General features: G+C 60.9%; 18 protein-coding genes and 1 tRNA gene. 6 read left to right on the top strand and 13 right to left on the bottom strand.

Translation table 11 applies throughout. The features are described 5' to 3' along the window. Nucleotides 1-115: 115 nt before the first annotated feature. From BV034_RS28840 to BV034_RS28865, 6 genes are all read right to left on the bottom strand, one after another. On the bottom strand, nucleotides 116-433 hold the full coding sequence (locus BV034_RS28840; RefSeq protein WP_050030408.1) for an NTF2 fold immunity protein: 318 nt from the start codon (nucleotides 431-433) through the stop codon (nucleotides 116-118). Nucleotides 434-506: 73 nt separating this feature from the next. Next, on the bottom strand, nucleotides 507-920 hold the full coding sequence (locus BV034_RS28845; protein ID WP_265593582.1) for a nuclear transport factor 2 family protein: 414 nt from the start codon (nucleotides 918-920) through the stop codon (nucleotides 507-509). A 210-nt stretch (nucleotides 921-1,130) separates the two neighbouring features. Further along, nucleotides 1,131-2,417 (bottom strand): argininosuccinate synthase, encoded by a 1,287-nt coding sequence (locus tag BV034_RS28850; RefSeq protein ID WP_050030409.1) that lies wholly within the window; start codon nucleotides 2,415-2,417, stop codon nucleotides 1,131-1,133. Nucleotides 2,418-2,545: 128 nt separating this feature from the next. Next, nucleotides 2,546-3,019, bottom strand: a complete 474-nt coding sequence (locus BV034_RS28855; protein ID WP_050030410.1) for a hypothetical protein — start codon at nucleotides 3,017-3,019, stop codon at nucleotides 2,546-2,548. Nucleotides 3,020-3,156: 137 nt separating this feature from the next. Further along, nucleotides 3,157-4,215 carry a glycosyltransferase family A protein gene (locus BV034_RS28860; RefSeq protein WP_050030411.1) on the bottom strand — a complete coding sequence of 353 codons (1,059 nt, stop codon included), beginning with the start codon at nucleotides 4,213-4,215 and terminating at the stop codon, nucleotides 3,157-3,159. Beyond that, nucleotides 4,212-4,769 (bottom strand): dTDP-4-dehydrorhamnose 3,5-epimerase family protein, encoded by a 558-nt coding sequence (locus BV034_RS28865; protein WP_081888191.1) that lies wholly within the window; start codon nucleotides 4,767-4,769, stop codon nucleotides 4,212-4,214. The genes BV034_RS28860 and BV034_RS28865 overlap by 4 nt, the downstream gene beginning before the upstream one ends. A gap of 138 nt (nucleotides 4,770-4,907) precedes the next feature. Between BV034_RS28865 and BV034_RS28870 the strand changes: the two genes are divergently transcribed. The 3 genes from BV034_RS28870 (at nucleotide 4,908) to BV034_RS28880 (ending at nucleotide 8,770) form a co-directional block, all read left to right on the top strand. Then, complete coding sequence (locus BV034_RS28870) at nucleotides 4,908-5,675, top strand: sulfite exporter TauE/SafE family protein (RefSeq protein ID WP_050030412.1); 768 nt, start codon at nucleotides 4,908-4,910, stop codon at nucleotides 5,673-5,675. A gap of 165 nt (nucleotides 5,676-5,840) precedes the next feature. Beyond that, complete coding sequence (locus BV034_RS28875; RefSeq protein ID WP_050030413.1) at nucleotides 5,841-8,168, top strand: FdhF/YdeP family oxidoreductase; 2,328 nt, start codon at nucleotides 5,841-5,843, stop codon at nucleotides 8,166-8,168. Next, complete coding sequence (locus tag BV034_RS28880; protein ID WP_050030414.1) at nucleotides 8,165-8,770, top strand: hypothetical protein; 606 nt, start codon at nucleotides 8,165-8,167, stop codon at nucleotides 8,768-8,770. Before BV034_RS28875 ends, BV034_RS28880 begins: the two co-directional genes overlap by 4 nt. A gap of 111 nt (nucleotides 8,771-8,881) precedes the next feature. Here BV034_RS28880 and BV034_RS28885 read toward each other — a convergent pair whose 3' ends face one another. Further along, complete coding sequence (locus tag BV034_RS28885; protein WP_265593583.1) at nucleotides 8,882-10,513, bottom strand: hypothetical protein; 1,632 nt, start codon at nucleotides 10,511-10,513, stop codon at nucleotides 8,882-8,884. A 167-nt stretch (nucleotides 10,514-10,680) separates the two neighbouring features. Here BV034_RS28885 and BV034_RS28890 point away from each other — a divergent pair, with 167 nt between their 5' ends. Continuing rightward, the gene (locus tag BV034_RS28890; RefSeq protein WP_050030416.1) at nucleotides 10,681-11,355 is read left to right on the top strand and encodes a glycosyltransferase; all 675 of its coding nucleotides are present in this window, start codon (nucleotides 10,681-10,683) and stop codon (nucleotides 11,353-11,355) included. A gap of 14 nt (nucleotides 11,356-11,369) precedes the next feature. Here the strand turns inward: BV034_RS28890 and BV034_RS28895 are convergent, their stop codons facing one another. The 6 genes from BV034_RS28895 to purN form a co-directional block, all read right to left on the bottom strand. After that, nucleotides 11,370-12,863, bottom strand: coding sequence for a hypothetical protein (locus tag BV034_RS28895; protein ID WP_050030417.1), 1,494 nt, complete (start codon nucleotides 12,861-12,863; stop codon nucleotides 11,370-11,372). Between the two features lie 2 nt (nucleotides 12,864-12,865). Then, nucleotides 12,866-13,729, bottom strand: coding sequence for a hypothetical protein (locus tag BV034_RS28900; RefSeq protein ID WP_050030418.1), 864 nt, complete (start codon nucleotides 13,727-13,729; stop codon nucleotides 12,866-12,868). Between the two features lie 561 nt (nucleotides 13,730-14,290). Continuing rightward, nucleotides 14,291-14,365, bottom strand: a tRNA-Lys gene (locus BV034_RS28905). 516 nt (nucleotides 14,366-14,881) lie between these two features. Further along, nucleotides 14,882-15,250, bottom strand: a complete 369-nt coding sequence (locus BV034_RS28910; RefSeq protein WP_050030419.1) for an iron-sulfur cluster assembly accessory protein — start codon at nucleotides 15,248-15,250, stop codon at nucleotides 14,882-14,884. 157 nt (nucleotides 15,251-15,407) lie between these two features. Further along, the gene (locus tag BV034_RS28915; protein ID WP_050030420.1) at nucleotides 15,408-17,405 is read right to left on the bottom strand and encodes a UvrD-helicase domain-containing protein; all 1,998 of its coding nucleotides are present in this window, start codon (nucleotides 17,403-17,405) and stop codon (nucleotides 15,408-15,410) included. Between the two features lie 169 nt (nucleotides 17,406-17,574). Beyond that, complete coding sequence (gene purN, locus BV034_RS36535; RefSeq protein ID WP_265593585.1) at nucleotides 17,575-18,753, bottom strand: phosphoribosylglycinamide formyltransferase; 1,179 nt, start codon at nucleotides 18,751-18,753, stop codon at nucleotides 17,575-17,577. Between the two features lie 813 nt (nucleotides 18,754-19,566). On the opposite strand from purN, the gene BV034_RS28930 reads away from it, so the two are divergent. Both BV034_RS28930 and BV034_RS28935 read left to right on the top strand, forming a co-directional pair. Continuing rightward, nucleotides 19,567-22,185, top strand: a complete 2,619-nt coding sequence (locus BV034_RS28930; protein WP_050030421.1) for a hypothetical protein — start codon at nucleotides 19,567-19,569, stop codon at nucleotides 22,183-22,185. Next, complete coding sequence (locus tag BV034_RS28935) at nucleotides 22,182-23,420, top strand: hypothetical protein (RefSeq protein ID WP_265593586.1); 1,239 nt, start codon at nucleotides 22,182-22,184, stop codon at nucleotides 23,418-23,420. The genes BV034_RS28930 and BV034_RS28935 overlap by 4 nt, the downstream gene beginning before the upstream one ends. Nucleotides 23,421-23,869: the final 449 nt, after the last annotated feature.

The raw sequence follows: 23,869 nt of genomic DNA on the forward strand, positions 1-23,869 counted from the left end.
ACTCGCCACCCAAGAGCCTGGCCCCACCGCCTTCAAAGTCCACATGCCCCGATCTGAATTGGGATGACCACGTGAGGCAGGCGTATGGAAAGCGTTGGACACGATGGGTCGTCCACTACTTGCCATGACTCACTCTCACCACCCTGCCATCGCTCTGAGTGATCTCTGCAACGGCCACTCCCCCTACGCCCTTGCCGTGAAATGTGCCTTCTACGGTCCAGATGCCGTTGGCGAGGACCGCCCGATACGGTTTCTGTCTGGCAATTTTTTCGGCCCCGTAAATCGGCTCCCAGACCGCGACGGCGATCGCTGTTGCGGTCTTGGCATCGGCAACCAGCCCCTCCTTTGGCTTGGCGTTGTGTTTCGGAGCATCGGCTGCGATGGCAACGGCAGATGCAAGAGCGGCTGCACAAAGTAATAGCTGAGTCTTCATATTCACAATGTGGTCAAACGGCTTAAAGTTAAGGCTCAGGCTACTGTCGGGCGAGGGAAAGTCGCGCCGTTGCTTAGATGGGTATCGGCAAGTTCATCGCTTGGGCCGCACGCACCGGATCGAAATACTCGCGAATAAATACGATCTTCCCACCGGTTACACGAAGAAACACCACGTAATTCTGTCTATAGACGCGCCCGGTAGATTTGATGATACCCTCTGCCTCTACTTCGCCGACTGCACCCGTGGGATCCTCGAAAGGATGGATGACGAGATTGAAGAAACGGAAATTTTCCACCGCTCCCCGGAACCACGTAAGGTGACGCACGACCTCCTCTCGCCCGGAGAGCCGCGCTGGGTGGCCAATCGACGGTGCGTAAGCTAGCTCCCATAAGATGTCATCTGCGATCAGCGTCTCCCAGCGTGTCGCGTCATCGACAAGTGTTTCGATATGTTGTTCCAAGAGGTCAGTGGCATTCGTGATCATATTGTTTGCGACAATTGCACGCTCATTCGCCTGACATCAAAGATCGGCCGACCAGTGGCAATCGATGCGCACGGCGCGAGCAGAGAGTGTCAAATTGGGTTTAGCCTGTCAAGAAAGGCCAACGGACAACAAAAACGGGCAGACAGCCTCAGCCATCTGCCCGTCATCACCACAAAACCCGTTTGAAGTTTCGTGTTTGAATTCTGAAGTTTACTTCTTCTTCGCAGCCTTCTTGGCCTTGGGAGCCGCTACCGCCTTCTTCGGCGCATTCACCTCGGCCTCTACCGTGGCCCCCACCTTGAGGCGCAGTCCATTCAGGCGGATGAAGCCAGTGGCGTCGTCCTGGTTGTAGGCCTTGGTCGGGTCCGCTTCCATCGTGGCGATATGCGGGTTGTACAGGCTGTAGGCGGACTTGCGGCCTGCAGCGTAGATGCCGCCCTTGTAGAGCTTCACGCGCACCGTGCCGGAGACGTTCTTCTGGCTCTCCGTTACCAAGGCCTGGAGGGCGAGGCGCTCAGGAGCGTACCAGAAGCCGTTGTACACCAGGGTGGCGTACTTCGGAATCAGGCTGTCGCGCAGATGCATCACTTCGCGGTCCATGGTCAGGCTCTCGATCTGGCGATGAGCGAAGTGCAGGATCGCACCGCCAGGGGTCTCGTACACACCGCGGCTCTTCATGCCCACAAAGCGGTTTTCCACCATGTCCACGCGGCCCACGCCGTGCTTGCCGCCCAGCTTGTTGAGCGCCTTCATCACCTGGAGCGGGCTCAGTTCCTTGCCGTTCACGGCCACGCAGTCACCCTTCACGAACTCCAGCGTGACGTATTCCGCTTTGTCGGGAGCATCTTCCGGGGCAACCGAAAGCGTGAACATGTCCTTGTTGGACGGGGCAAAAGCGTCAAACCAGGGGTCTTCCAGGATGCCGGCCTCAAAGCTGATGTGCAGCAGGTTGCGGTCGCTGGAGTAGGGTTTCTTCGCGCTGGCCTGCACTGGGATGTTCTTGTCCGCGCAATACTGAATCATCTCAGCTCGGCCGGGGAAGGCGGTGCGGAAACGCTCGTCACGCCAGGGGGCGATGATTTCGATCTCGGGGGCCAGAGCGGCAGCAGTCAGTTCGAAACGGACCTGATCGTTCCCCTTGCCGGTCGCACCGTGGGCGATGGCGGTCGCGCCTTCAGCCTGGGCGATCTCCACCATGCGCTTGGCGATGAGCGGGCGGGCAATGCTGGTGCCCAGGAAGTACTGGCCCTCATAGATGGCTCCGGCCTGCATCATCGGGTAGATGAAATCACGGGCAAACTCCTCCTGGAGGTCGTCGATGTAGATCTTGGAGGCCCCGGTCTTCTTGGCCTTGGCGTTCAGGCCCTTCAGTTCGTCGTCCTGGCCGATGTTCGCGCAGAAGGCGATCACTTCCGCGTCATAGGTGTCTTTGATCCAGGAAAGCAGGACGGACGTGTCGAGACCGCCGGAATAGGCCAGAACGATTTTCTTTTTCATGCTGAAGGGTTGGAGTGGAGCTGTCGGGGGAGTCGGTTTGAAATGAACCGCCAAACAAACACCGAATTGCCCCGCCATCAAGGGCGGACGCGGAGTCTGACCAAAATGTCAACCGCGATGCCTCCCTTTCATTCTCGCACCGATCGCCAGGCGAGCCAGCCCGAGAGCACGCTGCAAAGAAACAGTGGCAGAGCGCCCAACCAGGCAGTTTCACCCCGCATGGGGCCAAAAAGGGTCATCGATTCCGCCTGCAACCACCATGAACGCCAGGATTCCAGCGTCACCAGGGCGCAGGCCCAGAAGGCCAACCGCTCACCGTGCACGATCATGGCATAAAACGCCGCCGCGACGAACAGGAGCCACAGCACTCCCAACAATGAGGCGGCACCGCCCGCCACTGACATGAGCCAGGAAAATGGCACCAGAGCTATATTGTCAAAAGGGAACACAAAATGCACCGCGCCACGCGCCCAGTGCAAGGCTCCGAAGACCGCTCCGGCAAAGTGTCCCGCCCAGCAGCAAAGAGCGAACACGAGCGCGCGCCCCCACACTGAGGTGATCCCTTCAAAAAAGACGGTCACTTGATCGATGGAATGTCGCATCAAAACGCTTCGAGGCGAACCCTCGTCTGAGCAAGCAGACTGTGGCAAATCTTTTGCGTTCGTCGAAAGAGCGACGGCCCGCTTCCTCATCATGCGATAGCCACTGGGTAGTTCACCATTTCGGTCCGGCGGTGAATCTACCTGTCCTTCCCACTCCCCTTCCACAGTCGCCGCAAGCGATTCCACCAGCCCTTCGATTTCCGGGCCGCAGCCAGATCCTTCTGGAGCCGCTGGATCTTTTCGTCCCGATCTGCCAGACGCTCTTTCAAGTCGGCCACCTTCTCACGTAGTGCGGCGACCTTCTGCTCCATGATGCCCCAACCGTCCACACCCCCTTGGGCCACCAGCCTCAGTTCCATAAACCAAGCGTAGGTGTGGAGCGCATCCCGGCAACCCTGACGCAAACCCTCAATCACTCCAGGTTCATCGCACAGGCGTCTCCAGAAGACTTCCTGCTCCCTCACCCCTTCAGGCACCGGCCAATGCATCACCTCCGACAAACGGCCCGGCTCACTATGCAAAATCTGCCAGACCTGCTCCTTGTCTGGTGCCATTTCTTTCAAGCGCCAATGAGCCCGGAAATGCAGACCGGTCAGGACGGGCACGTGGCGGATGCACGACTCTCCGTAGGCGGTGATGATCCGCCCCCAAAGCTCGAGGTCCCCCTGTCGGGCGATGGTCTCGTTCCAGTAGCCCACTTTCTCAAAAGCACTGCGGCGATGCATAAAGCAACACGCCGGAATGCGGTTCCACCGGCAGGAGAGAAACTCCTGCCTCATGACGCGATCTTCCAGCGTGAACACGGCGGGTACAATTTCCCCTTCCAAGCCCACCCAGACCGCATCACTCCACACGAAGTGCGCGCCGGGATCCTCAAATGCCGCCACTAGGAGGGCCAGATGATCCGGCGTCACCAGATCATCATGAGCCATGAAGCCAATCAACTCCCCGCGCGCCTCGCGCAGCGCCAGATTACGATTCGCATAGCCAAGTCCCGGGCCCTTGGGATACGGGAGCCACTTCACCCGGGAATCTTGTTGGGCGTATCGCAGCACCACCTCTTCAGTCGCGTCGGTGCAGCCATCACCACAGATCAGAAGCTCATAGTCCGTGAAGCTCTGGGCGAGCACGGACTCAATGGCAAAGGGCAGCACATCCGCGCGGTTGTGCGTGGGCAGCAGGATGCTGAGTTTCACTCTTCTCCTTTCACGTTGCGGAAACGGTACGGGATCAAGTCGGTGTCCCACGGCAGGCGAATCTTGTCTGGAGCAGCGTGGTTGTATTGAATGGTTGGAAAGTTCACCACCAGCAGGTCTTTGTTACCGATGTTCTCGTCTGCATGCCACACGCCACTGGGGATGTTGATAAGCTGGCGTCGCTGCTCGGAGAGGTAGATCTCTTGCACCGCCCCAAACGTGGGGGAGCCCTCCCGGGCATCGTACATCACCACCTTCATCTCCCCCTGCAGCAGGCAGTACCGGTCCTCATGCCGCTGGTGCATGGCCCAGCCCTTTACCCAACCCGGCCGGATGGTGAAGCTGTATACGAATACCAGAGGATCTGCATGCCAGCCCCAGCGGGGGTCGAACATCTCACACACTGCGCCACGCTCATCTGTATGCAGCGTCAGGTCGCGAATGTTCACGCCTTCGATCAACCTTCGGCAGGAGGCCCCGTCGGATTTCACGGTCTGGGAATCGGCGACGGCGGCGGCAATGAGTTTTTCCTGCACGGTCTGAGAGTGGGACATTTGCACTGGTAGCGGCACCCGGATGCCCCGGCAACAGGCTCAGACACAGCAAATCGCGTGGGGTCAGGTTCCGACCACCCACATTTGGGCATTGCGGCATCCCTTTTTCTGGCCATCCCTCTCTGACCGTCATCTTCCATGCCCGAATTCCTCAGCCACACGCTTTTTACCAATCACCCTGAAGTGCTCTGGCTGGCCATCATCGGTGCCCTCTGCATTGGCATGGCCAAGGCGGGCCTGGCTGGCACCGGGCTGGTCAGCGTTCTCCTCTTTGCCCAGGCCTTCGGTGCCAAGGCCTCAACCGGGGTGGTGCTGCCCATGCTCATCGCCGCGGACCTCATGGGCTACTACCTGCTGCGGGGCAGTGGAAAGTGGCGGCAGATCATCCCGTTAGTCCCTCCCGCCATCGTGGGGGTGATCATCGGCTGGTGGCTCCTGGACCTGCTGGACAATGCCACCGCCCGCCTGGCCATCGGCTGGCTCATCATCGTCCTGCTCGCAGTGAAGCTGGTCCTGGACTGGAAACGGGATCAACTGGCGGAGCTACACAAGCATCCCGTTTTCACCGCCATCTTGGGGATCGCCGCTGGCATCGCCACCATGCTGGCCAACGCCGCGGGCCCCGTGATGACCGTTTACCTGCTGGCCCAGCGGTTTGAGAAAAGCGAGTACCTGGGCATTTTCAGCCGCTTCTTTCTGTTCATCAATCTGGTCAAGGTCCCCTTCAGCGCCCAGATCGGCCTGATCACCGGCCCCACCCTGCTCACCAATCTCTGCCTGCTGCCCGTGGTGTTCCTAGGCGCAGTCATCGGCTGGCGCATTGTGAAGGTGCTGCCGCAGAAGATCTTCGAGTGGGTGATGTTCGTCTTCGCCCTGGTGGCGGCCGTCCGGCTGGTGCTGGCGTAATCCCTTCTGGGGAGACGCGGCGAGCGCCCGCATTCCCCTCACCGTTCGATTGCGCCACCCGCTTGACGCTTTGCGCTGTCCCGCAAAGAGGCCTCACGTTCCAGTCTTGTAAGCCCGGCAAACCAAGTCCAAAATAGCTTCAGGTTCGCTATTCCCCTGCCCACCATGTCTTCCCGCAACGCGCCCGCTTCAGAGCCTGTCCTGCCCGCCGCCCAGCCGCCGGAGGAACACACCGGCATCCACGTCGGCAGCCCCTCTCATGCTGCGGCCGGTCTGCCCGCCGTGCTCTCCTCTTTGAACCACGTCTTCGGCCAGGCCGGGGTGGTGCGCGGGACGGAGGCATTGCTCAAGCTGAACCAGAAAAACGGCTTCGACTGCCCAAGCTGCGCCTGGCCGGATCCTGACAATCACCGCGCCACTACGGAGTTCTGCGAAAACGGGGCCAAGGCCATCGCGGCCGAGGCCACCACTCGCAAGGCCACCCGTGACTTCTTTGCCAGCCACAGCATCACCGAGCTGGCGGCCGAGTCCGACTATTGGCTGGAGCAGCAGGGTCGCCTGGTGGAACCCATGCTCCTGGAGGCAGGCGGCACTCACTACCAGCCCGTCACCTGGGATCAGGCTTTCCAAATCATCTCCACAGAGCTGAACCAGCTCCCCTCTCCGGACGACGGCATCTTCTACACCAGCGGCCGCGCCAGCAATGAAGCAGCCTTCCTGTACCAGTTGTTCGTCCGCCAGTTTGGCACGAACAATCTGCCGGACTGCTCCAACATGTGCCATGAATCCAGCGGCTGCGCCCTGAAGGCCACGGTAGGCGTGGGCAAGGGGACGGTGCGACTGGACGACTTTGATCAGGCAGACACCATTCTGGTGGTGGGACAGAACCCCGGCACCAACCACCCCCGCATGCTCAGCACCCTCCAAAGTGCCGTGCGGAAGGGGGCCAAAGTTGTCGCCGTGAACCCGCTCATCGAGCCCGGCCTGCTGGGCTTCAAGCATCCGCAGGAGGTCAGCGGCATGATGGGTCTCTCCACCAAGCTCACCACCCAGTACCTGCAGGTGAAGGTGAACGGCGACATGGCCCTCTTTCGCGGCATCGCCAAGGCGCTCCTGGCTCTGGAAGAAGCCTCGCCCGGCAAAGTGCTGGATGACGCCTTCCTCCGTCAGCACACCACCGGCTTTGCCGAGTACGCCACCTTGGTGCGCCAGACCTCCTGGTCCGAGATCGTGGATGGCAGTGGCATTGCGCAGGAGGAGATCGAGAAGCTCGCCCTTCAGATGGCCGGCGGAGAGAAGCGTGTGATTTCCTGTTGGGCCATGGGCCTCACCCAGCACCGCAACGCCGTCGCCACCATCCAGGAAGTCACGCATGTACACCTCATGCTGGGTGCTCTGGGCCGGCCTGGTGCAGGACTGTGCCCCGTGCGCGGGCACAGCAATGTGCAGGGGGATCGCACCATGGGCATCTTTGAGAAGATGCCGGACTCGTTCCTGGACAAGCTGGGACAGGTGTTTTCCTTTAACCCGCCGCGCCATCATGGGTATGACGTGGTCCTGGCCATCAAGGCCATGCACGAGAGCCCGGGGAAGGTCTTCATCGGTCTGGGGGGGAACTTCCTCTCTGCCACGCCGGACACCGAATTCACCGCCACCGCCCTGAGGAACTGCACCCTCACCGCGCACGTTTCCACCAAGCTCAACCGCAGCCATCTTATCACAGGCAAGCGCGCCCTCATCCTGCCCTGCCTGGGCCGGTCAGAGATGGACTACCAGAGCGGCATGCCCCAGTTCGTCACCGTGGAGGATTCCATGAGCGTGGTCCACATGAGCCAGGGGAACCTGCGCCCCGCTGGCGATCAACTCCTGAGTGAGACCATGATCGTCGCCCGCATCGCCGAGGCCACCCTGGCCAAACAGACCACTGTGCCCTGGGCGCAACTCGCTTCCAACTACGACCTCATCCGCGAAAAGATTGAGGCGGTCATTCCTGGGTTCGAGAACTTCAACGAGCGGGTCCGTCGCCCCGGTGGCTTCTACCTGCCCAACGGTGCTCGTGAGCGCAACTTCGACACCCCGGCGCACAAGGCCACCTTCATTGCCAATGCCCTGCAGTCGGTCCAGCCCGAGCCCGGCCAGTTTCTCCTGCAAACGCTCCGCAGCCACGACCAGTTCAACACCACCGTGTACGGTCTGCATGATCGCTACCGCGGCATCAGCAACGAGCGCCGTATCATCTTCCTGAATCCAGACGATCTGCGTGGACTCGGCGTGCTGCCCCTCCGCCCGGTGGATATCACCAGCCACTGGCAGGGTCAGGCCCGCCTGGCACGCAACTTCCTCGCCATCCCGTATGACATGCCCCGGGGCAGCGCTGCTGCTTATTTCCCGGAAGCCAACGTTTTGGTGCCGGTGGACAGCACTGCAGAGCAGAGCAACACGCCCACATCCAAGTCGGTGATCATCACCATCGCCCCCGCTGCCTCCGCATGATGAAGTGGGGCATCGGCGCTCTGGTGCTCGGGGCTCTGATCTGGTATCAGACCAGCCGCGCCCCAGTCTCCCCCGCCCCCGGGGAGCTTGCGCCGCAGGAGCCCGGGCAACTCGCCCTCTCCAGGGAGGAACCTCCCATCCAGATTCAGGGTTGGACCCTGAAACCTCTCGCCTGGTTCGACATCCAGGCCCGCGTCTTGTCCAAGGAGAGGTACACCGGCGACTTCCCCTCCCCTCTTGCTCCCTACGACCTTGCCCTCGGGTGGGGCCCCATGTCCGACACCGTGGTGCTGGAAAAGCTGGATATCACCCAGAACAACCGCAATTACCACTGGCGCTACTGGGGCACCAGCCCCATCCCGGAGGCGGAGATCAACCGCCACAGTGCCAACATGCACCTCATCCCCGCCTCTCCCGCCGTGGCGGAAACGATTGCCGCCTTCCACATCGGCTCCGTGGTGAAGCTCACGGGCTACCTCGTCGAGGCCTCACACCCCCAGGCCAGCCATCCCTGGCGCAGTTCACTCACACGGGAAGATACCGGTCAGGGCTCATGCGAGATCATCTATGTGAAGTTCGCACAGGAGATTGGAGACAAGTAGACAGAAAACCCGCTTCGTGGAGCAGGGATGAAATGCAATCATTCCTCCAAAGGAAGATCGCGGCAGGGTTGGAGCACCGACTTTAGTCGGCCGATTGGAGCACTCCCTCCCTCACCGGCCGTTCCCACCTCCAAACAACCGCATCAATTTCTTGAACCCCTTGCCCAAACGACTTTGTGTCTTTGCATCACCGGGCATCTTCGCAGCCTCTGCGGAGGAGCTCCCGACACTGGCGGCGTTGTCACCCTCTGCCACTACCTGCTTTTTCCGGTCGCCTTTGGGTTTCCGGATATGAGGCACAATCGACAAACTGGCAATACCGATCCCGAGCGGTCGAGAGTCAACGCCACCCCCTCCCGATACATGGGAAGCCCTCGCCGTTTCGGGCACATGAAAATGAACCCTCACCCTGCCTTGGGAATTCTCCAGCACCTCCCGGGGAATGACTGCCTCAAGCTGGATTCCGCCTTCATGCAGACGCCGCTTCACCACCGGAGTGTGGTCTTGAACCTGAATCTTCAGGGTTTCCAGCGCTTTGTCTGATATCGCGTGCCGCACATGACAGCGCAACAGCCCGTCTCCAGCCCCGTCCCAGTGGAGATCAACGTAGGACTCGCAGGTCGGCCCCGTCCACCGGAAGGGTCCAGTCGCATCCCGTTCCGGCGCGTACCAGCCAGCACCTGCAAACGGCTGGTCAATCTGGAAGTGGGTGGCCGGTTGCAACGAAGAACTCCCGGTTGCGGCCGATGCCTGGGCAGTCGTTGGCGAATCCTGCGATGGCCGGCGAGGGACCTGGAACAACGGTGCCTGCATCTGCATAAGGACCTCCACGGCAATCAACGGAAATGGCGTCGTGCTGCGTGGCGCAATGGTTTGAATGGACCGTGCCGTATTGAGAAAAATCACGAGCGTGTTCCCCCTGACTGGAACCGTTCTGGCCAGTCTCAGCCCTTTCGATTCCGTCTGGAGACCGGCGCCAAAAAGGGGCTCCGCTCCTTCTTCAACGGCAAAAAACTCGTGGACCGCCTCCGGCCCGTCAAATCCCACCGGTGCCAGATAGAGGAATCCTTCAATGGGCTTGTCCAAGGTCTTGAGGTGGGGGCCGCGCTGCTGGGAAACAACTCCTTTGACGGGAGTGTGCAGAAGTAGCGGAGTATCAAGTTCCACCTCATTGGACTGCAGCTGCCTGGTGTATCGTTGCACGGCTTGAAGATCTGACAAGGCACCAAAGCGCTGCTCAAAATCCGGGTGCTCCCTCAAAAGAGCTTTGCCGAAAACGTGGAGCATGCTTTGCAGGGCTTCCTGCCCCGTATTAACGCGAACAAACTCCCCCCATACCTTCGGCAATGCCGGATCGGCCAGCAACTCAAATGCACGCCGCGCCATCTTCGTGTTGTCAGGGAGGTCGTCCCTCAGAGAGGCTGGATGACCTTCGGGATAGTGGTCCAGCCCGAGGGCGGGCCTGATACAGTTAAAGATGCCTGCGTTCTCCAAGTAGCCCGGCAGGGAACTCCTCAGCGCCTCGTACAGTTCCGACGGCAGGGCGTTTTCCACCACCAGCATGGGAAAAGGCTCCTCGTTCAGCATCGTGGCGTCGAAACCGGCAAGCAACGGCCGGAAACCCCAGGGGGAAACTTTGGAGTCGGCCAGCCCCGGCCCCACTGCCGGAAGGAGGGGACATAATGCATCTTCTGTGGGAGATTGCCCCACCTTACAATCAAAGGACGTCTCTGGGCGGGTCATGGCGGTCGGAAAGATGCTGTAAATCTCGCAAGCTTACTTTGAGCGAACATCGACAAGAATTCTATAGGCCTCAGGACAATTTGAGTCGAGGAGGCAAAGGGGGGCTCGTGAAGAAACTCGCGGCGGTTTCATTGACGGATTCGATAAATGAATCAAATGAATACCTCGTGATTCGCCTTTTTCTTGGTCATGATTCTCGTGAAAGTGTCGCCTGGCATGTGGCCGCCCACAGTGCCTTGTCGCGGGCATCGGAACCTGTCTCCGTGACACCCGTTGCTCTTTCCCAGCTTCAACAGGTCTTTTCCCGGCCGCCAGACACCCAGCAGAGCACGGAGTTTTCCTTCAGCCGGTTTCTGGTGCCTTGGATGTGCGGGTACGAGGGCTGGGCGATCTTCATGGACTGCGATGTACTGGTGCTGGACGACGTCTCCAGACTCTGGGCGCTCCGAGACGAACGCTACGCCGTGCAGGTCGTAAAGCACGACCATCAGCCCAGGGAAACGGTCAAGTTCCTGGGCCAACCGCAGACGAGCTACCCCAAAAAGAACTGGAGCAGTGTCATGCTGATCAATTGCGCCAAATGCACGGCTCTGACCCTGGAGTACGTGAATACCTCGTCCGGGTTGGACCTCCACCGTTTCAACTGGCTGGAGGATGAACATCTCGTCGGCGAGATCCCACACCGCTGGAATCATCTGGTGGACTATGACGACGAACTGCCTCTCGATGAGGTTTCCGTCTTGCACTACACCAGCGGTGGGCCTTGGTTCCCCGACTATGCGAACTGTGGCTATGCTGACGAGTGGCGGCGCGAGGCCTCACATCTCCAATTGACCCTTTGATGGCCAGCGAGGCTTCAAGCTCTGGGGCGGGAGAAAAACCTTCGCAACCTTCGCCCCAGCCGGATGACTGACGACACTTTTTCTACAGGCTTCTGAGGTGCTTTCTTAACCGGCTTCACTTTGGGAACTTTTGCACCCGCAGGCAACTCAAGTACGACCATGGTGCCTGGCTCAACCAGCTCGATCGAGCAGAAACGGATGGCACGACGCCGTGGGTCATTGTGCAGAAGGATGTCGTTGTTGGAGACAAACTCAATCCGGACCTCACCGCCATTGGCGGGCAGTGGGATACCAAGTTCAAAAGAGAAGGGTGGTGCAGTAAGAGTGCAGATCAACGTGCCATCCACGTAGATCTCCGTGCGGACTCTTTCGGAAGCGCTTGGATGGGTTAGTTCCAGTTTCAAGCGCAGGCCGCCAATCGCGGCAGGGTTTGCCACCCGGAGTGAACAACGTCTCCCGGCCCATCCGTCGCGATCAATGCCAATCGGTCGAAGGCGATAAAGAAGCTGAACCTCGGTGGATTCGCCAAAACCGATGTGGCATGGGCAAATCTTCTCGCCCAGGCCTTTGACGGCTTCGTCGTAACAGGCGCGGATTGCCTCAACGGATCTGAAATGGGCCACGCCAGCATGATGGGCCACGAGACTCCGCTGAAGGGTCGGATCCTCCGGCGGAAAGGGGGCTGAGGCGAGACATTCGGCCTTGCGCTGCTTTTCCAGAGTAGGATCACGCTCAAAGGTGCCTACCCTGCCATACTTGGACTGCGTAAGCGGACCCGCCGGCAGGTAGAAGAAGTGGCACCCTGAGAGAATGGACATCACAAAACTGCCCGCAATGTCATTGGCACAGGAGTAGCGAAACCGTCTGCACAGATCATGCAACCGCAACAGAAACTGCCCGTCCCGCAGATGGCCGCAGGAAACCACCCGCAGACCGGCGTCTTCATACGGTTTGTGCAGCTGCCTCACGTAGTCTTTCCAGTAGGTGCACACGACCACCGGCTGATACTCGGCAGGAAGTTCCACCAAACGCTTGGCAAAAGCCTCGCGGTCGAAGTCAGTGTCCATCAAGAGAGTGGACTTGTCTGGAAAGACCAGAGTGCCACGCCTCTTCACCTCACTGACTTCCGGATGAAGGCGTCTGAACCACGCCTTCGCATACAGGTAGGTGGAGCCTATCGTGTGCACCACCGGCATCCCTGCCCGCTGATAGATGCCCGCACTTTCTTCACGCACCGCCAGGTACACTGACAACCCGCATTGCAGGTCGTACTCATAGGCTTTGCTCAAGTCATACGGGATGGCGTGCTCGATTGCGAACGGCAACGGCTCGTCCAAAGGCAGCCCCGCATACTGCTTAATCACGATGGCGTTGCCATGAAACTCGTTCATGTGCGCATATTCATCCCAGTCCAGGGGACGCTCCGCGCATAGTTCCTCCAGATTGGCCTGGTCGTAGAGCAGCCCTTCCAGGGGATCTCCAGTTGATGAACTGTCGCACTCTTCCATGGTCACCAGACGGGTGCGTCAAAGCGGGTATTGAAGAATGCCTCATCCGGAGGAGGGGAAGGATACAACCCCTTGTTTTTCAGGGTGTAAAGTCCTGCCACCAAGTTCACCAACCGACGGGGAACGGTCGTGCCCGTCCGGACTGACACGCCGTGAATCGATAGGGGCGAATTCATGAAAAACACTGCTGTATTGCGACCGTAGCGCACAGTCCTCACGGGTTCGAGCTGGTCTTCCGAGATCGTGGTCGCAGTTTCAAAGGTGGGAGGTGGCTGCTTGACCCGATGCAACATCAAGTCCCCGCCCACCGACTCGTCTCCCGGAATGCGCATGTAAAACAGGCCGGTAAAGAGTTTGTTGTGCGCATCCAGGTGCGCAGAACGGAACGAAACCGGCTCCTCGCTCACCACGTTGAGTCCCGGCTGGCAATCCAGACATACATCTGGTAGAGAGGCCGCCAGAGGATCCCTGACCCCGGCGGTGAACTGGTCAAGCGGATACCCTTTCTCCAATTCCAACCAGGGATAAAGCTGACGGACCCAAGGTGCGAACAGCGCCGCCATTTCCTGGTAAAATTCCTTGGAGATATGCCAGCGCATGAAGTCCTTCCAAAGCGGTGAAATCCCCGGATGATTCAGCCCCTCATAGGCCTGAATCTGATCCCGGTTGTACACGTGCTTGGCCGACCTCACCAGGTCTTCAGCTGGGTAGCTGGCTTCCAGAGCAGCGTAGATCTCCTCATCCAAGGCGTTTTCAATGACGATATGGGGATAGGGATCCCAGCGGACGTCTTCCGGCCTTGCGTTTTTCAGTATGCTAAGCTGGGCGGCGCCAAAGGTGACAGGGGCTTCGGTCGGGGTGTGCATGCTTTGGTATAGATTGGGCGTAAAAAATTCAGGAGGCAAGCAGTAAACCTTTGGAGCAAAACGGGTGACCCGGACGCGGGCGCTTCGTGACTTGGCTCTCCTCATTCACTCGCTTGTGCCACGCCCGCTATGCCGTGGCATCATCACCTCAGGAACAGAGCCCTCTACGAGGACGCATGGCTACGCTCCAGACTGTTTGATGAGATATTCTGGTATCCCGAGCGACTGGGAGAACGACGTCGCATTTTTGAGGCCAGATCCAGCACCCCATGGCCGCCCTGTATCTCGAACCAACCGCCCCCGCACCTCACCAGGAATGGAAACTTGAAGGCGGCGATCAAATTCAAAGCCTGTTCAAACACCTGGGATCACACGCGACACAAGAGAACCATATCGGATCGCAAAAATGTGCACCGCTTCGACGACAAATACGCGTTAACAGCTAGAACCATCCTACCGATACTGCGCCGCAGTGGTTGAGCGGCTCATTTCAAATCCAGCGCGCGCCGATCTGTCAGATCGCATTGTCAATCCCCGCACGGGGATGCACCCCGAAAGGAATGGTGGGTTCGGTGGGGGTCGAACCCACGACCAAGAGATTAAGAGTCTCCTGCTCTACCACTGAGCTACAAACCCGTTTTAATTCCAGTGGACGGGCAGTTTTCCATCGAATTGAAAAGATGCAAGCAGAATGTGCAACCCATTGCTGCCGAAGTGGTAGGAGCGGTGTGGGGATGCTTGGAAGATCTTGGTGCGATTCCTCCCCTTCGCTCCCGCACCGACTGGGGACAGCCGGACTACTCCCCGATCCAAGTTCATCGCCCAACTTCGCCAATTGCACTGCGCAGCCTCTGCCGATTGCCAATCTGCGCTACCCTTTCGCCAGCCACCCGCCTCCTTCCCCCAACGGCCCAATCAAACCACTGCCCCCGTTCCGCAGCAGGGTTGGAGTACCGCTTTTAAGCGGAATCACGCCGCAAACTTCCCATGACGTCCATCCATCCGCAGGTCACCCAGGCCATCGCCAGCCGGTCGATCGCTTTGCACCCAGACAACCTCAGGACCACGCGCCTCCTGATGCCATCCCGCACGCGGGACGGTTCCACCCCTGCCCTCAGGGTCTTCAGTCTTGTGTCTCCCGCGCAGCGGGCCCTAGGCTGCAAAACTCTCCCCACACGAGCAGGTCACCACGGCGTTCGGGTTCTTCACCTTGAATCCGCCGCTCTGGAGGTCGTCGCTGTAGTCCAGCTCGCTGCCGGAGACAAAGAGGGCACTCTTGGGGTCGATGACCACCCGGACCTCACTGGAGATCACCATGATATCCCTGTTGGCCGGGCCATCCACGAGGTCCATCTTGTACTGGAGTCCGGAACAGCCGCCACCCACCACCGCAATCCGCAGGGCCCCATGCTCTGCCCGCCCCTGCTTCTTCAGCAGCCCCAGCAGTCTGTCCGAAGCATTCGGCAGGATCTTGATCAGCTTTTCATTGCCGATTTTGTAGGCAGGCGGTGTGGCGGTCATGGAAGGCAGGGACACAGGGTACAGTAGCCTGGATACGCTGGGAGGGGAGGGAGAAGTGAAAAGGGGTAAGTAAAAAGTGAAAAGTTGGGCTCCCAACGCACTTCCCCACCTCCGCAAGCCCTCTACTTTTCACTCTTAACTTGTCACTTTTCACTGCTCATGACATCTGCCTGCGTAGGGACGCAAAGAAATCCGCCGCATCCTCCGGGGTCAGATCCTCCTTCATGTGGGCCGCGTGGTCGAAGATCTCCACGTGCGTCTTGTCCAGCTCCTTGAGGAAGCTGCTGGGCATGCAGGTCTGCTTCTGGCCCCACTTCATCCGGTAGCGACAGTGGCTCAGCGTGAGGCGGCGCATGGCGCGCGTGATGCCCACGTAGAAGAGCCGGCGCTCCTCGTCCTTGGTGCCTTCCTCAATCGAGCGCTTGTGCGGCAGGATGCCCTCCTCCAGACCTGGCAGCCACACGATGGGGAACTCCAGCCCTTTAGACGCGTGCATGGTGATCAAGCACACGCCGGTCTTCTTCGTGATGTCATCCTTCTCCTCGCGATCGTCGTTGAGGCTGGTCTCATCCAGGAAGTCCTGCAGAGTGCCTTTGTTATCACGTTCATCGAACCACGTGAGGGACTGCTTGAGCATCTTCAGACCGATTTCCCAGTTCTCCACATCCGTGGGCGTCTTGGCCAGCTTGGCCAGGTAGTCGCGATACCCGATCTCCACGATGACCTTCTCCGCCAGCGGGGCCAGCTCCACCATCGGCTGCGCGGCATGCGCTTTGAAAAGGTCGATCTGATCGATGAAATTACCCACCAGCATCTTCATGCGCTGGGTCAGCAGGGCCTGAAAGGCCGGATCCTTCAGCGCGGCGTAGATGCTCGTCTTTTTCGCAATCGAGTGATCCCGCGCCAGATCCGCCGTGCTCGTGCCGATGCCGCGCGTGGGCGTGTTCAGAATGCGCAGCAGGCTCACGTCGTCATCCGGGTTGGCCATGACGTGCAGATACGCCAGGATGTCCTTCACCTCACGGCGATCAAAGAAGCTGCGTGCACCCACGATGCGGTACGGGATCTTCTTCTTGCGGAACTCGCTCTCCAGAATGCGGCTCTGGTCATTGGTGCGGAAGAGCACTGCCATGTCGTCGAACTTGTCGCCCTTGCGGTTCGCCTCCAGCATCTCATCGCAGATGAGCTCCGCCTCCTCCTTGTCATCCTCTGCCAACACCAGACGCACCGGCTGCGAGCCGGGATTCTGGCTCCACAGGCTCTTCGGACGACGGCCCACGTTGTTTTTAATGAGGCTGTTCGCCGTGTGCAGGATCGGGGTGGTACTGCGGTAGTTCTCCTCCAGCTTGATGACCTTGGCCCCGGGGAAGAAGGACTCGAACTCGTTGATGTTCGTGATGTCCGCCCCGCGCCATCCGTAGATGGACTGGTCGTCATCACCCACCACGCAGATGTTGTAGGGCTTGGCCACCAGCGCGCGCAGCAGACGCATCTGCAGCGTGTTGGTATCCTGGAACTCATCCACCATGGCGTAGCGCAGCTTCTGCTGCACCTGCTTGCGCACGTCCTCATGCTCCTCCAGCAGCTCCACCGCCTTCAGCAGCAAGTCGTCGAAGTCCATCGCGTTCAGCGCGCGCAGCTCATCTGTGTAGAGCTGCAGCAGCGCCGCATCCAGACTCTGCGCCGCATCGCCCAGGCTGATGCCGTAGTTCTTCGCCTTGCTGATGCGGCTCAGCGCCACGTTCGCATCCAGCGACTCCTCCTTCGTCATGAGGCGCGCCAGGATCTTCTTCACCAGGCTCACCTGCTCACTCTGGCTGTAGATGCTGAAGTTCGTCTTGTAGCCGATCGCCTCCGCATGCACACGCAGCAGTTTCATGCAGAAGGCGTGGAACGTGCCCAGCGTGATGTCCTTGCCCTTCGCCGGACCGAGCATGTCCTTCACACGCTCGCGCATTTCATTCGCAGCCTTGTTCGTGAAGGTCACGGAGAGGATGTTCGCCGGTGAGATGCCCTCATCCACCATGTGGGCGATGCGCATGGTCACCGTACGCGTCTTGCCCGTGCCCGCACCCGCCAGGATCAGCACCGGACCGTGAATGGTCTTCACGGCTTCACGTTGCGGCAGGTTGAGCTGGTCGAAGGCGAAAGACATGGTCGGAGTCGGCGGAAACGAGAACGGGGAAAATCGGGGGCGCGAAGAATGGGCAGCAGAGCAGAAACTTCAAATACCAAACTGCAAACTTCAAACTCGAAACACGCCCCCCCTGGTGCGCAAGAACCACGCCCGCCCGCCCCGCATTCCTAATTCCTAATTTTGCATCTCATCCCGTCGGCAGACCCAGCTTCCGCCAGTCCGCCAGCACCTGCGGGTAGATCTCATGCTCCACGGTGTGAATGCGCTCCAGCACCGTGTCCGCCGTATCACCGATATGTATCGGCACCTTCCCCTGCGCGAGGATGCGGCCGCCATCGATCTCTGCGTTCACCAGGTGCACCGTGGCCCCGGTCTCCAGCTCCCCTTCCTCCAGCGCCTGCACCCAGGCCTCCTTGCCCTTGTACTTGGGCAGCAGAGAGGGGTGCACATTCACAATGCGGTCTGCGAACTCCGAGAGCAGCGGGTCTTTCAACACCCGCATGAAGCCCGCCAGCACCACCACCTGCACGTCATGGCGCTTCAGGTGATCGCAGATCTCCTTCTGCACACTGGCCGGCAGCTTCCAGCCCGCGCCCCCTGCGTCCACGTGGATCGTATTCAGCCCCGCCTCCCGCGCCTTGCGGAGAATGCGCGACTCCGCGTGGTCAGAGATCACCACCCGGATGTCCGCCTCCAGGTGCCCCTCCGCCACGGCCCGGTGGATCGCCTCGAAGTTGCTCCCATGCCCGGAGCCTAGAATGCCGATCCGCAGTGGGCCGGAGTCTTGGGGTGAGTTCACGGGAGTCGCCACCGCGCCTCCTGTCACCACCACTCCGCCCTGGTTCTGCCCCTGCTCCCGCTCCCCTTCCTTCACTCGCTTCAGCGTCGCCGTGGTGGAGCGTCCCGGCACCAGCGGCAGGATCTTGATCTCCGCGCCCACCTGGTCCAGCGCCGCCTTCTCCTCCGGATTCAGCGTCTCCACGGTGTAGTCGCCCCCTTTGGCATACACATGGGGGGCGATGGCCTCGATCAGCTTGGTCACCCGCGGATCTTCGAACTTCACCACCGCGTTCACGCACTCCAGGGCCATCAGGATCTCCGCGCGATCCTCCTCTGTGTTCACCGGCCGGGTCGGCCCCTTCAACTCGCGGACGGAGGCGTCCGAGTTCAGCGCCACCACCAGGGCATCCCCCAGCGCCCGCGCCTGGCGCAGGTAGCGCACGTGACCCGCATGCAGCAGGTCGAAGCACCCGTTCGTGAACACCAGCTTCTGCCCAAGTGCCTCAAGCTGAGCCCGGAACTCCCGCACCTGGTCCACAGTGCAAAGCCAGGTCTCGGGTTCAAAATCTTGCAAGGGATCGGTCATGGGTGGCAGAGGCAACAGAAGTCCGGGTTGGAAGGAAAAAAGGGGGCGGTATACTGCCGCAGGATGGGGCGAGTTCAAGTCTCGGTAAATCGGTAGGCCGGTGATCCAGTAATTCAGTAAACCGGTGATTCATCGGCCGGGAGGCGGCGAGCAAATCGGAAGCAAGCGAAGCTGTTCGCAGTTCAATCTTTAGATTGTCATATTCGGCATTCAACGCCCGGTGCCGCGGGCAACTTCGACGACATGCAGCCCGCCCCCACATGAGCAGGCGGACAACTCAAACTCAGATTGAGAGCGACCTCCGAATCCGTTCGCGGTCAGGACCGTGCAACACTGGCTGCTCGCGTGACCGGAGCCCACCACCACCATCCTCGCCTGGAAACATCGCGAGCCCTGAGCCCAGGTCTTCTGTTTTGTGTCTCCCGCGCAGCGCCTCCAAAGGCAGCCATCTGAAACTTGAACGACGAACCGCTTCCAGGTTATTGGAAACGTACCGGGTCGTCCGGAAATCTCGTCAGGCATTGGGATGCCGTCAGCCGCGCGACTGACGCACTGAAGTGCTGGACTATTTTTCCTGCTGCGGCTGCCCTTTCTCCATCACGCCTCCACCGCCCTGCCCTCACTTCAAGGTTCAATGAAACCACCACTCCACCACTCCACCGCCCCACGCCTGCCCTCCATTCACCCTCCCTACGGAACAACTTCCACTTGCACCGGCCGCTTTGGTCACCATAGTTATTACGCCAAGTCATATTTGCACAGCCTCCTCACACCAGCCCCTTGGTGGGGTCATTTGAAACTGAATGCATCGATATGATCGACCTCGTCAAATCTGTGGCGTTGGACCTGCGTGCCGCGTTGGGCATGCTGTTCACCCGGCCGTTGAGAGTGCTTTGCTACCTGTATATCATGCGGGTCCCGGTGCTGACACTCGGCATCATGATCTTGTTCCCGTTGCTGTCGTGGCTCGGGCCGCTGCGGGCGCTCACTGTGGGTGCCTATGAGGTGGAGTCCTTTGCCCAGGCCTTGCTCGCGACTCTCGGGTTCGTCCTTGCCGGGGGCAGTGCGTACTCCGTCGCCAGCGCCTTTGCAGAGGGCGTGGGCCTGCGCTACCCCGGCGCAGCCTATGACACCTCCCGGCGGGCCCTCCGGTGGTGGCGGCTGGCAGTGGGTGTCGCCGTTCTGGGGAACATCTGCTGGATGCTCGCCGCCTCGTGGCACAGCGTGGATCACACCTTCACCGCGCTCATTGCTGATCCGGGGGCCAGTTGGTGGTGGTTGCTGGCCGGAAGCCTCGTCGGACTGCTCGTCGCCACCCTCATGGGCGGCACCCCGTGGCTGAAAGCCCGGCTCTTCCACCCCATCGTGACCTGGCTGGGCAAGATGAAGCTGGGCGGCCTCACGGGCTTTCTGGTCCGCGGTGGCCTGCTCGGCTGGCTGGCGACCCAGGTGGGCAAGACCGCGGCGGGCAACCGGCTGGCGAAGTTTTATCAGTTCATGGGTGCCTCCGCCGGCGTCATCGCCACCGTCGTGCCGGGATCTCCCGTGACGCTTGAGAAAGGCCAGCCCCGCGCCCATGCCTACGCCCTGCTCACCCTTGGCGCCCTCCTGCTCGTCATCGTCACCGGCTTCCTCAGGCATGCCCTGGCCCCGGTGACCGCCATCTTCCTGCTCTTCACCGTCGTCATCTACGTCGGCACCGGCCTGACCTACCTGCTGGACCTCTACCGCGTCCCGCTCATCCTCACCGTGGTCGCCTACTGCACCCTCATGACGCAGTGGCGGGAGAGCGACCACTTCTACGCCATCTACCCCAGACCCAAGTCGGCCATCGAGTCCGAGTCGGGCGTGCTGGCACTCACCACCACTCCGCAGCAGGCGGTGCAATCTGCAGAGCTCGCCGCCCAGGTGGATCCCCCGCCAGACACCGGCCCCTCATCCACCGCCGCCCCTCCCAGGGTGGTTCAAGGAGAGAACCTCTACTTTCACAAAGACGGGAACGAATCCCTGGGGCTCCCGGCACAGATGCTCGGCCGCCACGGCCGGGAGCACCCAGACACCCCATTCGTCGTGCTGAGCCTGGCAGGCGGGGGCATCCAGGCCGCGGCATGGCCCCTCGCCCTGCTGGAGGAGATCGAGACCAGCCTGCAGACGGCGGACCCGCACAGCGTCCCCTTCCACCAGCAGGTGCGCATGATCAGCGGCGTCTCCGGAGGCAGCGTCGGCGCCATGTATTATGCCCATGCCTACAGCTTCACCTCTCCCAAAGGAGGTGCCACCTCCCCGGGTGCCAGCTCCCAGGGTGGCATCCCCCTCCGCGCCGCCACCCTGGCCGCCCAGTCCAGCAGTCTTGCGGAGGTCACCCTCGCCATCCTGCGCGATGACTTCCGCAAGGTCGCCTTCCCCTTCCTCGTCCGGGAAAACGGCGGCCAGGTGCTCAAGGATCGGGGTGAGGCCCTGGAGCGCAGTTTCTCAGAGAACGCGGAGCTCCGTTTCGGCGCTGGCCCGAGCCTGGCCGACGCCTCCCTCTCCTCCTGGGGTCAAGACGCGCTAGAGGCGCAGCGGCCCGCCCTCATTCTCAACGGCACCGTCGTGGAGACGGGCGAGCGCATCAGCTTCTCCACCGTCCACACCTCACAGGAGCCCACCTCCGGCGGATGGGTCGAGTTCAGCCGGCGGTACAATGCCGACATCGCCCTGCCCACCGCCGCCCGGCTCTCCGCCACCTTCCCCCTCGTGAGCCCCGCCGCACGCCCCGCCATCAGTGATCACGAGTGGAAGGAGGTCAACATCATCCCAGGCCAGGAGAACTGGGCCTCCTTCCCCAACGGCTGCAGCCTCCTCCATGTGGTGGACGGCGGGTACTATGAAACCAGCGGCGTGGTGGGAGCCCTGGCCTGGCTCGATGAGGCCCTGACCCAGCTCTCCAGCATCGCCGACTACCGCGCTCCCCTCCACCTCCCGCCGCCGCAGCACCAGTTCAAGATGCCCAGCCGCATCATCTTCATCGCCATGAGCGGATTTCCTGAACCGCCGGCCAACACCTGCAAGGATGAAGGCAAGTCCACCGCCGGTTCCGTCTTCGACGCCGTCTCGCCCATCATCGCCGCCGTGGGAGTGCGCCAGGGCACCCAGAAGTACTATCCCGACGCCCTCCTCAAGATCTTCAAGTCAAGGTGGGACAGGCACGCCTCAGGCGTACGGTTCGACTACACCCGCATTCTCCCGGAGATCCCCCTGGAGGACTGGAACAACGAGCCCGCCAGCACCTCGGGATACCTCCCCCAGGCACCTCCGCTTTCCTGGCATCTCCGTGCCTCCGAGCAGGCCCACATCGCGGCGCAGATGAAGTCCGACAGCACCCGCAAGCTGATCGAAAAAGTGCGCGCCCTCATCAACCAAAGCCCCTCCGTCCCACCCACCTCACCATGAATACAAGACGCAGCAGGTACTGGTTGTTCTGGTGGGCGCTGGTCGTTCTCATTTGCTACACCGTGTACCTCTCCGGAGCCGCCAACTGGAGCCCCACCATGAAGAAGCACACCGGGCTGGGCTTCACAGACGACGTCACCAGCCCCGTCATCGCCATGGGGCTGGCAGACGATCCCGGCGAGTTTCACGGCGTGCTTGGCATCCCCGCGAAGCAGGCCAGCCCCTCAGACTCCTCCGCGGAACTGGGGCAACACAGCAGCTCCCAGAAAGACATCGGGCAGGACACCGACTCCGCGCAAAAGCTCCTCCGGCTCGATTTCGGCTTTCTCGCCCTTTACACCCTCGCCTTGCTGTTGCTCATCTGGCACCTCACCGCGGCAAAGATCCTCCAGCCCACGGCCTTTGCCGTCCTTCTGGCCAGTCTGCCGCTCGTCATCGCCGCCGCAGACGTGGTGGAGAATGTCAGCGCCCTTTCCATGCTCGGCAGGGTAGAGCAGTCGCTCATCAGGGCCATGCGGGAGGTCGTGGAAGCCCAACAAGACAAATCCGACGTAACAGCGCGGGTCAAGGACGTGCTGGCCAATGCCGCCACCCGCAACCCCGACAGCCCGCCCGTCTGGCAGACCCTCCACGACAAGAAGGTCATCCTCCTGAGCGGCGATGGCAAAGATCCGTCCGCCATTGAGACCATCGCCAAACTCGAGAACATTCCCGCCACCGTCTATGACGCCGTCGTGGATGCCAAGACCGCGGACGAAAAGGTGCAGACCCTGGAAGCCTCCGGCTACATCTTGATAAAAGGGGACCGCCCCACCGCCCGCAGCGAGAAGCTGCAGGAGGCATTCCACGCCCAGACCACGCCGGCCCCCGCCACCGCCCCAGCCACGCCACGGACGAACCCACAAGGCTACATCATGGAGCAAGTGCGCCAGGCCTGTCAGGACGTGCCCCTGCACATGCGCCAGGCCAGCCTCGCCAAGTGGGGCCTGTCAGGCCTCTTCTTCGCGCTCCTCGGTTGGGTCCTGCTGAAACGTCGGAAACGCGGCCCCACCCTTGCCGCACCTCGCGTGAGCTGGTGCCTCTCCGGCGTGCTCATGATCACCGGCGCCCTCACTCTCCTCACCGGCACCTTCATCTGGCCCATCTGCATCGAGGCCGGATTCCTCTTCATCATCGCCGCATTCGTCCCCCTCTTCCTCGGTGGTCTGAAGCTCGCCACCAGCCGCGTCCTGTGATCCTCAGGGCCCTCATGTCGGCCAGAGCGCCCGATGTCAGCGCCTCGACGTCTCAGGCGAAGCTGTTTGTAGTTCAATCTTTAGATTGCTGCATTCGCCGCATGAGCAGCGCGATTGAGCGCTCTAAAGGGCCAACGGCCCGGCACCATCAAGCCTGCCCACGACGTCCGCGGCGCCCCAAAGGCAGCAAACTGAAGCTGGAACGACGAAACACTTCACGGTTGTTGGAAACGCACCCGTTCGCCCGGAGATGTCGTCCGGCACGAGGATGACAGAAGCCGATCCCTACTTGCCTGCTGCGGCGGCCCCACCGCTCTGCCCAGCTTCAAGGTTCCATGAAACTCCCCGGATCCGCAAAAGCGGCTGTTCCCGCACGCACTCCCCAGCCCCGCAAGCGGAGCCAGATGCTTGCGCGGCAAGGCACAAGCACCCCCATCCCCTCCCAACTC

Origin of the sequence: Verrucomicrobium sp. BvORR034 (genome assembly GCF_000739635.1) — a bacterium.
Taxonomy (GTDB): domain Bacteria; phylum Verrucomicrobiota; class Verrucomicrobiia; order Verrucomicrobiales; family Verrucomicrobiaceae; genus Verrucomicrobium.

Excerpts from the sequence above, each read along its gene's own strand:
- BV034_RS28915 (WP_050030420.1), bottom strand. The coding sequence starts at position 17,405 with ATGTCTTTCGCCTTCGACCAGCTCAACCTGCCGCAACGTGAAGCCGTG.
- BV034_RS28870 (WP_050030412.1), top strand. The coding sequence starts at position 4,908 with ATGCCCGAATTCCTCAGCCACACGCTTTTTACCAATCACCCTGAAGTG.
- BV034_RS28850 (WP_050030409.1), bottom strand. The coding sequence starts at position 2,417 with ATGAAAAAGAAAATCGTTCTGGCCTATTCCGGCGGTCTCGACACGTCC.
- BV034_RS28895 (WP_050030417.1), bottom strand. The coding sequence starts at position 12,863 with ATGGAAGAGTGCGACAGTTCATCAACTGGAGATCCCCTGGAAGGGCTG.
- BV034_RS28885 (WP_265593583.1), bottom strand. The coding sequence starts at position 10,513 with ATGACCCGCCCAGAGACGTCCTTTGATTGTAAGGTGGGGCAATCTCCC.
- BV034_RS28880 (WP_050030414.1), top strand. The coding sequence starts at position 8,165 with ATGATGAAGTGGGGCATCGGCGCTCTGGTGCTCGGGGCTCTGATCTGG.
- BV034_RS28855 (WP_050030410.1), bottom strand. The coding sequence starts at position 3,019 with ATGCGACATTCCATCGATCAAGTGACCGTCTTTTTTGAAGGGATCACC.
- purN (WP_265593585.1), bottom strand. The coding sequence starts at position 18,753 with ATGACCGATCCCTTGCAAGATTTTGAACCCGAGACCTGGCTTTGCACT.
- BV034_RS28910 (WP_050030419.1), bottom strand. The coding sequence starts at position 15,250 with ATGACCGCCACACCGCCTGCCTACAAAATCGGCAATGAAAAGCTGATC.
- BV034_RS28935 (WP_265593586.1), top strand. The coding sequence starts at position 22,182 with ATGAATACAAGACGCAGCAGGTACTGGTTGTTCTGGTGGGCGCTGGTC.
- BV034_RS28845 (WP_265593582.1), bottom strand. The coding sequence starts at position 920 with ATGATCACGAATGCCACTGACCTCTTGGAACAACATATCGAAACACTT.
- BV034_RS28865 (WP_081888191.1), bottom strand. The coding sequence starts at position 4,769 with ATGTCCCACTCTCAGACCGTGCAGGAAAAACTCATTGCCGCCGCCGTC.
- BV034_RS28930 (WP_050030421.1), top strand. The coding sequence starts at position 19,567 with ATGATCGACCTCGTCAAATCTGTGGCGTTGGACCTGCGTGCCGCGTTG.
- BV034_RS28840 (WP_050030408.1), bottom strand. The coding sequence starts at position 433 with ATGAAGACTCAGCTATTACTTTGTGCAGCCGCTCTTGCATCTGCCGTT.
- BV034_RS28875 (WP_050030413.1), top strand. The coding sequence starts at position 5,841 with ATGTCTTCCCGCAACGCGCCCGCTTCAGAGCCTGTCCTGCCCGCCGCC.
- BV034_RS28900 (WP_050030418.1), bottom strand. The coding sequence starts at position 13,729 with ATGCACACCCCGACCGAAGCCCCTGTCACCTTTGGCGCCGCCCAGCTT.